Annotated in this window: 10 protein-coding genes and 2 pseudogenes; 4 read left to right on the top strand and 8 right to left on the bottom strand. The window is 70.8% G+C overall.

What is annotated here, in order from left to right; all coding sequences use genetic code 11:
* The first annotated feature begins 66 nt into the window (after positions 1 to 66).
* Together TU30_RS22035 and TU30_RS22030 are read left to right on the top strand one after the other, a co-directional pair.
* A pseudogene (locus TU30_RS22035) lies at positions 67 to 948 on the top strand (helix-turn-helix domain-containing protein).
* Entirely contained in the window at positions 945 to 1,154 is a 210-nt protein-coding gene (locus TU30_RS22030; protein WP_042172669.1) for a DUF397 domain-containing protein, read from the top strand. Before TU30_RS22035 ends, TU30_RS22030 begins: the two are co-directional and overlap by 4 nt.
* 522 nt (positions 1,155 to 1,676) lie before the next feature.
* Here TU30_RS22030 and TU30_RS22025 read toward each other — a convergent pair.
* The 3 genes from TU30_RS22025 to TU30_RS22020 all read right to left on the bottom strand — a co-directional run bounded on the left by TU30_RS22025 (position 1,677) and on the right by TU30_RS22020 (position 3,897).
* The gene (locus TU30_RS22025; RefSeq protein WP_042172667.1) at positions 1,677 to 3,092 is read right to left on the bottom strand and encodes an amidase; all 1,416 of its coding nucleotides are present in this window, start codon (positions 3,090 to 3,092) and stop codon (positions 1,677 to 1,679) included.
* Between the two features lie 47 nt (positions 3,093 to 3,139).
* Positions 3,140 to 3,307: a hypothetical protein gene (locus TU30_RS36115; protein ID WP_158719352.1), complete on the bottom strand. Its 168-nt coding sequence runs from the start codon at positions 3,305 to 3,307 to the stop codon at positions 3,140 to 3,142.
* A gap of 395 nt (positions 3,308 to 3,702) precedes the next feature.
* Complete coding sequence (locus tag TU30_RS22020; RefSeq protein WP_042172665.1) at positions 3,703 to 3,897, bottom strand: hypothetical protein; 195 nt, start codon at positions 3,895 to 3,897, stop codon at positions 3,703 to 3,705.
* Positions 3,898 to 4,076: 179 nt separating this feature from the next.
* Here TU30_RS22020 and TU30_RS22015 point away from each other — a divergent pair, with 179 nt between their 5' ends.
* A complete protein-coding gene (locus tag TU30_RS22015) occupies positions 4,077 to 6,230 on the top strand; it encodes a S9 family peptidase (RefSeq protein ID WP_042172663.1) in 2,154 nt (717 codons plus the stop codon).
* Positions 6,231 to 6,341: 111 nt separating this feature from the next.
* Positions 6,342 to 6,638, top strand: a pseudogene (locus TU30_RS22010) (ATP-binding cassette domain-containing protein); the annotation flags it as partial.
* A 525-nt stretch (positions 6,639 to 7,163) separates the two neighbouring features.
* On the opposite strand, the gene TU30_RS22005 reads toward TU30_RS22010, so the two are convergent.
* From TU30_RS22005 to TU30_RS21985, 5 genes are read right to left on the bottom strand one after another with little or no spacing between them, the layout of a single operon-like run.
* On the bottom strand, positions 7,164 to 8,258 hold the full coding sequence (locus TU30_RS22005; protein ID WP_234307947.1) for an ABC transporter ATP-binding protein: 1,095 nt from the start codon (positions 8,256 to 8,258) through the stop codon (positions 7,164 to 7,166).
* The gene (locus tag TU30_RS22000) at positions 8,251 to 9,234 is read right to left on the bottom strand and encodes an ABC transporter ATP-binding protein (RefSeq protein WP_042172661.1); all 984 of its coding nucleotides are present in this window, start codon (positions 9,232 to 9,234) and stop codon (positions 8,251 to 8,253) included. The genes TU30_RS22005 and TU30_RS22000 overlap by 8 nt, the downstream gene beginning before the upstream one ends.
* A gap of 9 nt (positions 9,235 to 9,243) precedes the next feature.
* Positions 9,244 to 10,224: an ABC transporter permease gene (locus TU30_RS21995; RefSeq protein WP_042172659.1), complete on the bottom strand. Its 981-nt coding sequence runs from the start codon at positions 10,222 to 10,224 to the stop codon at positions 9,244 to 9,246.
* Entirely contained in the window at positions 10,217 to 11,140 is a 924-nt protein-coding gene (locus tag TU30_RS21990) for an ABC transporter permease (protein WP_042172657.1), read from the bottom strand. The genes TU30_RS21995 and TU30_RS21990 overlap by 8 nt, the downstream gene beginning before the upstream one ends.
* A gap of 6 nt (positions 11,141 to 11,146) precedes the next feature.
* Positions 11,147 to 12,781, bottom strand: coding sequence for an ABC transporter substrate-binding protein (locus TU30_RS21985; protein WP_042172654.1), 1,635 nt, complete (start codon positions 12,779 to 12,781; stop codon positions 11,147 to 11,149).
* Positions 12,782 to 12,865 lie beyond the last annotated feature (84 nt).

The following is a 12,865-nucleotide window of genomic DNA, read 5'->3' as shown; positions in this document are numbered from 1 at the left end:
AAGTGTCGAAACGGCCCCCGCCGGCACCGCGTGACGGTACGGCGCGACACAGCGGAGGAGCACGGCATGTCGGTGGACGGCGAGGCGGTACGGGTCACGACCGAGGCGGAGCGGACGGACCGGGGTGGGAGGTCGACCCCGACGACGACTGGGCACTCGCCGCAGTGGCCACCGTGGGGCGGCAGTTGAGGCTCCGCCGGGAGGCGTCGGGCATGCGGGTCGGCGACTTCGCGGTGGCGGTGGGTTACGGCGCCGATCTGGTCTACAAGATCGAGAGCGGCAGGCGCACCCCCCGGCCCGAGTACCTGTACATGGCGGACGAGGTGTTCAACGCGGGCGGCCTCATCGCGGCGATGAAGGCGGACGTGAAGAAGGTCCGGTACCCGAAGAAGGTGCGGGATCTTGCGCAGTTGGAGGCGCGAGCGGTTGAGCTTCAGCTGTACGACCCGCTTCACATCCACGGTCTGTTGCAGACCCCGGAATGCGCGCGTGCGCTTCTGCCGATGCGGCGTCCGGCTTACGCAGTCGACCAGGTGGAGCAGTTCATTGCAGCACGCGTGGCCCGCAAGGAAATCTTCGAACGGGACCCGGCACCTGAACTCAGCTTCGTGTTGGAGGAGTGGACACTTCGACGGCCGCTGGGGGGGAAGAACTGTCCTGCGCAACCAGCTTGAGTACCTGCTTGAGGCGGGGCAGTTGCGTAACGTCGAGCTGCAAGTGATGCCGATGGAGCGTGATGAGCACGCCAGTGCGGATGGCGGCATCGAGGTGCTCAAGTTCGAGGACGGTTCAGCGATCGGCCGTTCCCCAGCGGTCGCCAACGGACGGCCGGTTTCCGAGCTGAGGCAGCTCCGTATCCTGGAACTGCGGTATGGCATCATCCGGGCTCAGGCGCTCACACCACGTGAGTCAACGGTCTTCATCGAAGAACTGCTGGGGGAGACATGATCCGCAACACCTCGTCCGGGGATGCCTCGGACCTGGCGTGGTTCAAGAGCAGCTACAGCAGCGGCAGTGAGGGCGACTCATGCGTAGAGATCGCCACCCAGCCCGACACCGTCCACGTCCGTGACTCCAAGGACGTGGAGGGCGGCCGGCCGGCCTTCGCCCCCGCCGCGTGGGCCGACTTCGTGCCGTACGCGGTCGAGGGCTGACGGGCCGTTCCTCCTCGGCCTCGGCCTCGGCCTCCGGTACGTCCACCTCGCTGCCCAGGGAACGGGCGACGGCGGTGAACTCGTTGAGGGCGGGCCGGAGGTCGCGGACGATCACCTCGCGCGGCAGCCCGCTGTCGGCGTCGTCGGGGGCGGGGTCCCTCCTCCACGTGATGGTCGCGGTCGACCTTGTCGCGGGCGATCAGGTCCTCTTGTCCGAACTTCTTGAACGGCCCGTTCCCGTCCTCGGACTCGGACTCGGACTCGACGCGGGACGACGAGGGCTCGCCCGGCCGGTAGGCCGCCACGAAGTCGTCCAGGTGGGCGCGGGTGAGCGGGCGCTGCTTGAGCGTGAAGTGTTGGCCGGCGCCGGTCCAGCCGGAACAGTGGTCTCACGAAAACACCGGGCGCCGCCGCCCGCCGGCCATTTCGTCAGGACCTGCCAACGCCGATTCCACCACCCGCGCATGGGCAGCCCCTCGCCGCTCCCGGCCGTTCACGTCCTGCGCCTGCCCGGCGAGCCCGTCAGAGGTCCTGGACCCGCCGGAACGGCTGGTCGGCCTCCAGCTCGAACGCGAGCTCCAGCAGCGTCCGTTCGGCGCCCGGGCGGCCGGAGAACATGACGCCGACGGGGAGGCCGTCCGGCGTCGTGCTCGTGGCCGGGACCGAGATCGACGGCGTTCCGACGACGTTGTTGACCGGGGTGAACGCCACGTAGGCGACGATGCGGTCGATCAGGGTCGCGTAGGGGACGCTCGGGGCGAGGTGGCCGAGCGGGGGCGTGGTGTGGGCGAGGACCGGGGAGAGGACGAGGTCGAGTCCGCGGAACGCCGCCGCGTACGGCTCCCGCGTGCGCTTCAGCCGCCGCACCACGCCCGGTGTGCGCGGCCAGTTCCGCACGTACGTCTCGCGCAGACCCCGGCTGAGACCGTCCATGCGGCGCCGGTCGAAGTCCGGGCCGAGCGTCCTGCCGGTGACGCCGATCAGGAACGACAGCAGGCCCCAGTAGGTGAGGAAGTCCTCGGTGAAGCGCGGGTCGATCGACAGCTGGACCGGCTGCACGGTGTGGCCGAGCCGCTCCAGCCGCTGTGCCGTCCGTGTGACGGCCGCCCGGGTCGCGGCGTCGGAGGGGACACCGCTCGGCGAGTCCACCACGAGGCCGACGCGCAGCCGACGCTCCGAGGGGCCCTCGACCAGGCCGACGGGCGGCAGCTTCGGGTTGCGCCAGTGCTGCTCGGCGGCGGCGAGGAACGCGGCGCTGTCCCGTACCGAGCGGCTCACCACGCCGTCGGTGACGACGTCGATCGGCAGTTGGCGGCCCTGCGCGTTCGGGACCATCCGGCCGCGGGTGGGCTTCAGTCCGACGAGTCCGCAGCAGGCGGCGGGAATCCGGATCGAGCCGCCGCCGTCGTTGGCGTGCGCGATCGGCACCGCCCCGGCGGCGACGAGTGCCGCGCTGCCGCCGGACGAGCCGCCCGCCGAGTGGCCCGTGTGCCACGGGTTACGGACGGGCGCGGCGTCCTCGTACTCCGTGGTCGGGCTGAACCCGAACTCGGGCAGCCGGGTCTTGCCGAGCACCGTGACGCCGGTGCTGACGAACTGCCGGGCGAACGGGGCGTGCCGGCGGGCGTCCTTCGGCGCGAACGCGGCGCTGCCGTGTCCGGTGGGCAGTCCCCGGTAGTCGGTGTTGTCCTTGACGAAGGTCGGCACCCCGGTGAGGGCACCGGGGTGCCCGGAGCCGTGGTCCGGGGCGTCGACGTGCACCTGGACGGCGTGGAGGCGGGCGTCCACGGCCCTGACCCGTGCCGCCGCGTCGCGGGCGGCCTCGGCCGCGCTCACCTCTCCCCGCCGGATCGCCTCGGCGAGCCCGACGGCGTCGTGGTCGCCGAGGGCGTCGTCCCGGAAGGCGTGGATCCTGGTCTGTTCCTCGGAAGTCGTCATCGCCGGCTCCGCCCCTGAACGCGTGGATACTGGCCCGCCATCATTCCTTACCGGCAAGTAACGAGCGAGGGGTCGACACGCACGAGTCGCTCCGCCGCCGTCCGCGACGCGCCACCACGGGTGAGACGCGCGATGCCGAACCACAGCAGCACGGCGGTGGCGAGCAGCACGAAGGCGGCGCAGTTCACCACGGTCGGGTTGACCCGCCCCGGCACCAGGTCGTACTCCGCGTTGCACTTGTTGTGCAGCGGGAACAGCCTCTGGGACTCCTCGACATGGGCCGACCGGTAGGCGCTGTCGTACGTCTGGTGATGGGTGTACGCGCACGTCTCACCGACGTCGAGCCCGCCGCCGAGCGCTCCCCGGAGCCAGGCCGCGAAGCCGACGAACAGCGCGAGGGACCACAGGCGCGCCCACCACAGCGGGCGCTGTTACGATCCGTCGCGCAGGCCGACGGGGATGCGGTAGAGGTTCCAGAGGCTCCACAGCAGCCACACCGCAAGGAGCCCGGTGACAGCGAGCAGCCCGGCTTCCTTCACACGCCCGTCCCAGGGTCTGTCCGGGCCCGCCCGGTGCGCCGGCAGCCCGGCAGGAGCCCGGGGCCGGCCGGTCAGAAGTTGATGCTGCCGATCATCCCCGCGATGTTGGTCGTCAGCTCGCTGATCGTGGGCGCGATCGTCGACGACGCCATGTAGAAGCCGAGGAGCATGCAGACGACCGCATGCCCCGCCTTGAGGCCCGACTTCTTGATCAGCAGGAAGACGATGATCGCCAGCAGCACTACCGCCGAAATCGAGAGTGCCACGGCGGCTCACCTCCAAGGATCCCAGGACGACAGGGGGGGTAGGAATATGGGGGCAGATAAATCCGTACAGCAGCCAGCAGGTTCATACCCACTATGCGCCAACGATCATAACTATCGGTACGTGCGCATCGATCGGCGCACGGCCGCACAAGGGGGCGCATGGCCAATATGGTCATGGCATGACCACAGACGCTGACTCCTTCCCCCGACGGCACGCCCGCACCCAGCGGTTCACGCTCGGCGCGCCGCGATCGTTCACCGTGGCACCCGACGGTTCCCGGGTGGTGTTCCTGCGCTCGGGTTCCGGTACGGACCGGGCGAATTCGCTGTGGGTGCTCGACCCCCGGGACGGCGGGGAGCGCGTGGCGGCCGACCCGCACGCCCTGTTGGGCGGCGCCGCGGAGAGCCTGTCGCCCCAGGAGCGGGCGCGGCGCGAACGCAGTCGTGAGGGAGGCGCCGGCATCGTCGGCTACGCCACCGACGCGCAGGTCGAGTTGGCCTCTTTCTCCTTGTCAGGGCGGCTTTTCACGGCCGAGCTGCGGGCCGGGACGGCGCGTGAACTGCCCACTCCCACACCGGTGATCGACCCCCGGCCGTCGCCCGACGGGCGTCACGTCGCGTACGTCGCGCAGGGCGCGCTGCGGGTCGTGGGCGCCGAGGGGACGGAGGACCGCGCGCTGGCCGCCCCCGAGGCGGAGAACGTCACCTACGGTCTGGCGGAGTTCGTCGCGGCCGAGGAGATGGGGCGTTCGCGGGGCTTCTGGTGGGCGCCCGACTCGGACCGGCTGCTGGTGGCACGCGTGGACGACACGCCGGTGAGGCGGTGGTGGATCTCCGATCCGGCGCACCCGGGACGGGAGCCGCAGCGGGTGGCGTACCCGGCGGCGGGCACCGCGAACGCGGAGGTGCGGCTGTTCGTGATCGGGCTCGACGGGGCGCGTACGGAGGTCGTGTGGGACTGGGCGCGGTACCCGTACATGGCGCATGTGCACTGGTCAGCGGCGGGTGCGCCACTGCTGCTCGTACAGGCGCGCGACCAGCGCAGTCAGCTGTTCCTGGCGGTGGACCCGGACACCGGGGCGACCCGGATGGTGCACGCCGACGAAGATCCAGTTTGGCTGGATCTTTTCGCGGGGGTGCCGTGCTGGAGCCCCTCGGGGCAGCTGGTCCGGATCACCGACGAGGGGGGTGCACGACGACTCGCCGTCGGCGAACGTCCACTGACCGGAACGCAGTTGCACATCCGCGCGGTACTGGACGTGTCGGACGACGACGTGCTGGTGTCGGCGTCGGCGGGAGCGGAGCCGGCACCGAGACCGGGGGCGTCGGACGGCGGGCCGGAGATCGGCGAGGTGCACGTCTACCGGGTGAACGAACTGGGCGTGGAGCGCGTCTCCCAGGAGCCCGGCGTGCACTCCGCGGTACGCGCCGGGGGCGTGACCGTACTCGTGTCCGCGACGCCGGACCGGCCGGGGACACGGGCGCGGGTCCTGCGTGACGGGAAACCGACGGCGACCGTCCGCTCCCACGCCGAAGACCCCGGTATGTCCCCCCGGGTGACGCTCACCCAGGGGGGCGCACGCAAAATTCCGTGCGCCGTGCTTATGCCAACGGACTACCACGGCGGCACTCCCCTCCCCGTCCTCATGGACCCCTACGGCGGCCCGCACGGCCAGCGCGTGGTGGCCGCGCACAACCCCCACCTGACCTCGCAGTGGTTCGCCGACCAGGGCTTCGCGGTGGTCGTCGCCGACGGCCGCGGCACCCCCGGCCACTCTCCCGCCTGGGAGAAGGCCGTCAGGGACGACATCGCCGCGGTCACCCTCCAGGACCAGGTGGACGCGCTCCAGGCCCTCGCCGCCGACTTCCCGCTCGACCTGGGCCGCGTCGCCATCCGCGGCTGGTCCTTCGGCGGCTACCTGGCCGCCCTCGCGGCACTGCGCCGGCCGGACGTCTTCCACGCGGCCGTGGTGGGCGCCCCGGTCACCGACCTGCGCCTGTACGACACCCACTACCAGGAGCGCTACCTCGGTCACCCGGACGAGCAGCCGGAGGCCTACCGCCGCAACTCGGTGATCGACGACGCGGGCCTGGTCGACGCCGCCGCACCGCACCGCCCCATGATGATCGTCCACGGGCTGGCGGACGACAACGTCGTGGTCGCCCACTCGCTGCGCCTGTCCTCGGCCCTCCTCGCGGCCGGCCGGCCCCACGAGGTGCTGCCCCTGTCCGGCGTCACGCACATGACCCCGCAGGAGGAGGTCGCCGAGAACCTGCTCCGCCTCCAGCTGGACTTCCTCAGGCGCTCGCTGGGCCTGACGACGCACGGCTGACCACCGCCACGGCCCGACCGTCACCACGGACCGGGACCGTCACCACGGACCGACCGCCGGCGGAACCCGACCGCCGGCGACCCCGGGCCGTGGGACCACGGAGCAGCGCCGTTCGCGCTGCTCGGCCCGAACAACGCCGGCAAGGCCACCGCCGTGAAGTTCCTCTTCACCCTCGTCACCGCCGACGCCGACGAGCTGCGGGTCGGCGGCCACGACCCGGCCGCCGATCCGCAGGCCGTGCGCGCCGCGATCGGCGTCACCGGCCGGTTCTCCGCCGTCGACGGTTTGATCACCGGCGAGGAGAACACGCTCCTCATGGCGGACCTGCACCACCTCCCCCGCAGCGAGGGCCGCCGCACCGCAGCCGAACTCCTCGAGCGCTTCGACCTGGTGGAGGCGGCGACCTCCGTGGCTCCCGTCGGGGGGCCAACTCCCTCCGCGCGAAAGGCCCTTGCGCGACACGCGGCCACGACGACCGTGGAAGGGAACCCCCGGCGGCACGGACACCGGCTCCCCCGAAACCTCGTCCGCATCCGCCGCTCCGGAGGCTGAGTTCCGTTAACACGGAGGCAACTCCGGGGAAGCGGTACCGATATACGGACACGCGAGGCTGTCCAGCGTACGGCCGTGCGGGTGCCGTGAACGGGCCGGGGCGCGCCATGTCGCCCCGGCCCGTTGCACCGCCCGGCCGCGTCACGGCCTCGCACCGGCGGGGCCCGCCACCGGCCCCTTCCCGTCGGCGGTTCCCGGCCTGCGGGCCCGGCCCCGGTGCCCCTGGGGCCGGTGCCCCGCGCCCCTGGGCCAACCCCCTCGGACCCGCCGGGTTCGCCCACGGCACCCTGGCTGACGGGGGCGGCCGGCCGCACCCGCCCCCGTCAGCCGCCCGCCGGCGGCTCCCCCGGTTCCGTCGGGGCCCCGACAGTCCCGGGGCCCCTACGGCACCACCTGCTTCTCCTCCGCGAAGTGGCACGCCGAGTCGTGCGCCGCCGGGCCGCCGGCCTTGCGGAACACCTCGGGGACCGCCAGCAGCGGGACCTCCTCGGCGCAGCGCGCCCGTGCCTTCCAGCAGCGGGTGCGGAAGCGGCAGCCGGAGGGGATGTTCGTCGGGGACGGGACGTCGCCGGTGAGGATGATCCGCTCGCGGTGCTCCCGTGCCTGTGGGTCCGGTACGGGGACGGCGGACAGGAGTGCCTGCGTGTACGGGTGGGTCGGGTGGTCGTAGATCTGGGTGTCGGTGCCGATCTCGACGATCCGGCCCAGGTACATCACGCCGACCCGGTCGGAGATGTGCCGGACGATCGACAGGTCGTGGGCGATGAAGACGAACGCCAGGTCGAACTCGCTCTGCAGCCGGTCCATCAGGTTGATGACCTGGGCCTGGACGGAGACGTCCAGCGCGGAGACCGGTTCGTCGGCGACGATCACCTCGGGGCGCAGCGCCAGCCCGCGGGCGATGCCGATGCGCTGGCGCTGCCCGCCGGAGAACTGGTGCGGATACCGGTTGATGTACTCCGGGTTGAGCCCGACCACGTCCAGCAGGTGCCGCACCCGCCCCCGCCGGTCGCCCTTCGGCGCCACCTCGGGGTGGATGTCGAAGGGCTCCCCGATGATGTCGCCCACCGTCATCCGGGGGTTGAGGGAGGTGTACGGGTCCTGGAACACCATCTGGATGTTGCGGCGGACGGCCTTCAGTGCCTTCCCCGACAGCCTGGTGACGTCCTCGCCCTTGTAGCGGATCGTGCCGGCCGTCGGCCTCTCCAGGTGGACCAGCATCTTCGCGACCGTGGACTTGCCGCACCCCGACTCGCCCACGATACCCAGGGTCTCGCCCCGGCCGAGCGTGAAGTCGACCCCGTCGACGGCCTTCACGGCGCCCACCTGTTTGCGGATCAGGACGCCCCGGGTCAGCGGGTAGTGCTTGACCAGCCCGGAGACCTCCAGAATCGGTTCTCCGGCGGGCCCGGCGCCCTTCTCGAAGCCCGGCTGCTGGGTCGGTTTTCCCTCCGTCCCGCCTCTCGGCTCAGCCATGCAGGCACTCCCTCCAGAAGTGGCAGGCGCTGCCGCGGTCGGCGTCCGACTCGGTGACCTCGTACAGCGGCGGCTCGTCGGTGCGGCAGACGTCCTGGGCCATCGGGCAGCGGGGGTGGAAGGCGCAGCCGGGCGGGATGTGCAGGAGGTTGGGCGGCAGTCCCTTGATGGCGTAGAGCTCCCGGCCCTTCTGGTCGAGGCGCGGGACGGAGTCCAGCAGGCCCCGGGTGTACGGGTGGGCGGGGGCCTTGTAGAGGTCGTGCACGGGGGCCGACTCGACGATCCGGCCCGCGTACATGACGGCGATCCGGTCGGCGACGTCGGCGACCACGCCGAGGTCGTGGGTGATGAGGATGAGCCCCATGTGGTACTCGCGCTGGAGTTCCGCGAGGAGTTCCATGACCTGGGCCTGGACGGTGACGTCGAGGGCGGTGGTCGGTTCGTCGGCGATGATCAGGGCCGGTTCCAGGGCCAGCGCCATGGCGATCATGATGCGCTGGCGCATGCCGCCGGAGAACTGGTGCGGGTACTGCCGCACCCGCTCCCGGGCGGCGGGGATGCGGACCCGGTCCATCAGCTCGACGGCCCTGGCCCGCGCGTCCTTCTTGGACATGCCCCGGTGGACGACGAACATCTCGCCGAGCTGGTCGCCCACGGAGATCACCGGGTTGAGGGAGGACAGCGCGTCCTGGAAGATCATCGCCATCTCGGCACCCCGCACCCTGCGGCGCTGCTCCTCCTTCAGGGTGAGGAGGTCGCGCCCCTGGAAGACGACCTCGCCGCCGGTGATGCGGCCGGGCGGCGTGTCGAGGATGCCCATGATCGCCTGCGCGGTCACCGACTTGCCGGAGCCGGACTCGCCGAGCACGGCGAGCGTCTCCCCCGCGTCGACGCCGTAGCTGACGCCGTTGACGGCCTGGGCGACGCCGTCCCGGGTGTGGAACTCCACGTGCAGGTCACGCACTTCGAGCAGCATGACGGCAGCTCACCTCAGCTTCGGGTCGAGGGCGTCGCGCACCGCGTCGCCGAGCATGATGAACGCCAGGACGGTGATCGCGAGAGCGCCGGAGGGCCACAGCAGCGCGTGCGGGGCGTTGCGGATGTAGGGCGAGGCCGCGGAGATGTCGATGCCCCAGGACACGCTGGGCGGCTTCAGGCCGACGCCGAGGTAGGACAGGGTCGCCTCCAGTGAGATGTACGTACCGAGCGCGATGGTCGCCACGACGATGACCGGGGCGACGGCGTTGGGCGCGATGTGCCGGAGCATCAGACGGGAGTTCGAGGCGCCGAGGGCGCGCGCGGCCTGGACGTAGTCGTTCTGCTTGGCGGTGATGACCGAGCCGCGGGCGATCCGGGAGAGCTGCGGCCAGCCCAGCAGCACGATGAAGCCGATGACGGGCCAGACGGTGGTGCTGGTGATGACGGACAGCAGCACCAGGCCGCCGAGGACGACCGGGATCGCGAAGAAGACGTCGGTGATCCGGGACAGGACCGAGTCCCACACCCCGCCGAAGAAGCCGGCCAGCGCGCCCAGGACGCTGCCGAGGACCGCGACGCCGAGCGTGGCGCAGACGCCGACGGTGACGGACGTACGGGCGCCGTGGACGGTACGGGTGTAGACGTCGCATCCCTGCCCGTTGAAGCCGAAGGGGTGACCGGCCTGCGAGCCCTCCTGGGCCTTGGCGAGGTCGCACTTGAGCGGGCTGCCGGAGGCGATCAGCGAGGGCCACAGGGAGATGACGACCAGGAAGAGGATCACCAGGGAGGAGACGACGAAGACGGGGTTGCGGCGCAGGTCGCGCCAGGCGTCGGACCACAGGGAGCGCGGTCTGTCCTGCGGGCCGGTGCCGTCGGGGCCGGACGGGGGCTTCTCGAGGGTCTCGGCCTCGTCGACGCCCAGGTCCATGGTGCCGCCCATGCCGGTCCCGGCGACGGCGCGGTCGGGGTCGAAGTGCGGTTCAGGCATAGCGGATCCTCGGGTCGAGAACAGCGTACAGAAGATCGACGACGAGGTTGGCGACCAGGAAGACCAGCACGAGGACGGTCACGAAGCCGACGACGGTCTGGGTGTTCTGCCGCAGGATGCCCTGGTAGATCTGGTAGCCGACGCCGTGGATGTTGAAGATCCGCTCGGTGACGATCGCGCCGCCCATGAGGAAGCCGATGTCCGCGCCGATGAAGGTGACCACCGGGATGAGGGAGTTGCGCAGCAGGTGCCGGGTGATCACCCGGCGTCGGGGCAGCCCCTTGGCGACGGCGGTGCGGACGTAGTCGGAGCGCCGGTTCTCGGCGATGGAGGTACGGGTCAGCCGGGTGACGTAGGCCAGCGAGACGGAGGCCAGCACCAGGCCGGGCAGGAGCAGCTCGTCGAACGGGGCCCCGGAGGACACCGACGGGCTGATCCACCCCCACTTCACCCCCAGCAGCAGCTGGAGCAGCAGACCGGTGACGAAGGTGGGGACGGAGATGACGACGAGGGTGAGCAGCAGGACGCCGGTGTCGACGGGCCGTCCCCGGCGCAGTCCGGTGACCACGCCCAGGGCGATGCCGACGACGATCTCGAAGAGGATCGCGATGAGCGTGAGCCGGATGGTGACGGGGAACGCGGTCGCCATCAGCTCGGTGACCTCCTGGCCGTTGAACGCCGTGCCGAAGTCGCCGGTGAACAGGTTGCCCATGTAGGTCAGGTACTGCTGCCGGACGGGCTTGTCTAGGCCGAACTCCCGCTCCAGCCGGGCGGCCGTCGCCGGGTCGCAGCGCCGCTCGCCGCAGAGTCCGGCGATGGGGTCGCCCATCACGTTCACCATGAGGAAGATCAGCAGCGTGGCCCCGACGAACACCGGGATCATCTGGAGCAGCCGCCGGACGACGTAGCGTCCCACGGCCGGTCAGCTCACCTTGATCTGGTCGTACACGGGGACGCTGAAGGGGTTGAGCTTCACGTCGGACAGCCGCTCGGACCAGCCCGCGCTGCCGTTCTGGTACCACAGCGGGATGGCGGCCATGTTGTCGCGGACGACCTCCTCGGCCTGCTGGAACAGGTCGATGGCCTTGGCCGTGTCGGTCTCCTGGTTGGCCCGGTCGACGAACTCGTCGAAGTCGTTGTTGGACCACTTGCCGTCGTTGGAGGAGGCGTTGGTGTAGTAGAGCGGCTGGAGGAAGTTCTGGATGAGCGGGTAGTCCATCTGCCAGCCGGCGCGGAAGGGGCCGCTCATCTTCTGCTGGGTGATCTGGTTGCGGAAGTCGGCGAAGGTGCCGACCGGGTTGCCGGTGCAGGCGCGCTCGTTGTCCAGCGCGTTGTTGATGGAGTTGCAGACGGCGTCGACCCAGTCCTTGTGGGAGCCGGTGTCGGCGTTGTAGGTGATGGTGACCCTGCCGCCGGGCAGGCCGCCGCCCTCCTCGATGAGCTGTTTCGCCTCGTCGGGCCGGTACTCGCAGCCCTCACCGCACAGTCCCTCCTGGAAGCCGCCGTCCTCGCCGAGGACCGGGGAGGTCCAGTCGGTGGCGGGGGTGCGGGTCTTCGCGAAGATGGTGTCGGTGATCTGCTCGCGGTCGATCGCCATGGACAGGCCCTTGCGGACCTTCTCCGAGCCGGACCTGTTCCAGTTCTCGTCGTAGTACGGGAAGGCGAGGGTCTGGATGATGCCGGCGGGGGTGTTGAGGTAGCGGTCGCCCAGGTCGCTCCCGACATTCCTCAGCTGGGAGGCGGGGACGTCGTCGACCAGGTCGAGGTTCCCGGCGATGAGGTCGGTGTAGGCGGTGTTGTTGTCGGTGTAGACCTTGAGGTCGACACCGCCGTTCTGCGCCGCGTCGTCACCGGGGTACTCCTCCCACGTGCGCAGGGACATCTGCGAGCCCCTGGTGTACGTGTCGACCGCGTACGGGCCGTTGCCGACCGGCTTGGCGACCCAGGCGTCGTGGTCGTCGAAGAAGGCCCGGGGCAGCGGGGCGAAGGCGGCGTAGCCGAGGGTGTCGGGGAAGGTCGAGAACTTCTGGGTGAGCTTGACGGTGAAGGTCAGTTCGTCGACGACCTCGAGCCCGGAGAGTGTGTCGGCGCTCTGCTCGCCGCCGTCCTCGGGGTGGGTCCGGTCGTAGCCCTCGATGTAGCCGAAGAAGTAGGCGTTGCGCTGGTTGTTCCGCAGGCTCGCGCCGTAGTTCCAGGCGTCGACGAAGGACCTGGCGGTGACCTTCTCGCCGTTGCTGAAGGTCCAGCCGTCCTTGACCTTGACGGTGAAGTTCTGCGAGTCCGTGGTCTCGATGGACTCGGCGAGCATGTCCTGGGCCTCGCCGGTCTCCGGGTGGTAGCGCTTGAGCCCCCGGAAGATCATGTCGAGGACCTTGCCGCCCTGCACCTCGTTGGTGTTGGCGGGCTCCAGCGGGTTCTGCGGGTCCCCCCAGGAGGCGCTCAGCACCGCGTCGGCGTCCCCGCTGCCGCCCCCGCCGTTCCCGCCCCCGCAGGCCGTCGCCGCGAGGGCGGCCGCCACCGCGCATCCGGCCCATCTGGCGTGCGTGGCTCCGCGCATGGAGTGCCTCCTCGTATGTACGCAGTGGTGCACTGCCGCTTTACGCCAATATCGACACAAAGAGTGCATCACGCACATGCGCGG

This window comes from Streptomyces sp. NBRC 110035 (genome assembly GCF_000829695.1).
Taxonomy (GTDB): Bacteria; Actinomycetota; Actinomycetes; order Streptomycetales; family Streptomycetaceae; genus Streptomyces.
Note: the sequence above shows the minus strand (reverse complement) of the source record. Positions and strands in the feature narration are given on the sequence as shown.

Coding starts and splice junctions, on each gene's coding strand:
- TU30_RS22030 (WP_042172669.1), top strand. CDS start 945: ATGATCCGCAACACCTCGTCCGGGGATGCCTCGGACCTGGCGTGGTTC.
- TU30_RS22005 (WP_234307947.1), bottom strand. CDS start 8,258: ATGGCTGAGCCGAGAGGCGGGACGGAGGGAAAACCGACCCAGCAGCCG.
- TU30_RS22000 (WP_042172661.1), bottom strand. CDS start 9,234: ATGCTGCTCGAAGTGCGTGACCTGCACGTGGAGTTCCACACCCGGGAC.
- TU30_RS21995 (WP_042172659.1), bottom strand. CDS start 10,224: ATGCCTGAACCGCACTTCGACCCCGACCGCGCCGTCGCCGGGACCGGC.
- TU30_RS21985 (WP_042172654.1), bottom strand. CDS start 12,781: ATGCGCGGAGCCACGCACGCCAGATGGGCCGGATGCGCGGTGGCGGCC.
- TU30_RS22015 (WP_042172663.1), top strand. CDS start 4,077: ATGACCACAGACGCTGACTCCTTCCCCCGACGGCACGCCCGCACCCAG.
- TU30_RS22025 (WP_042172667.1), bottom strand. CDS start 3,092: ATGACGACTTCCGAGGAACAGACCAGGATCCACGCCTTCCGGGACGAC.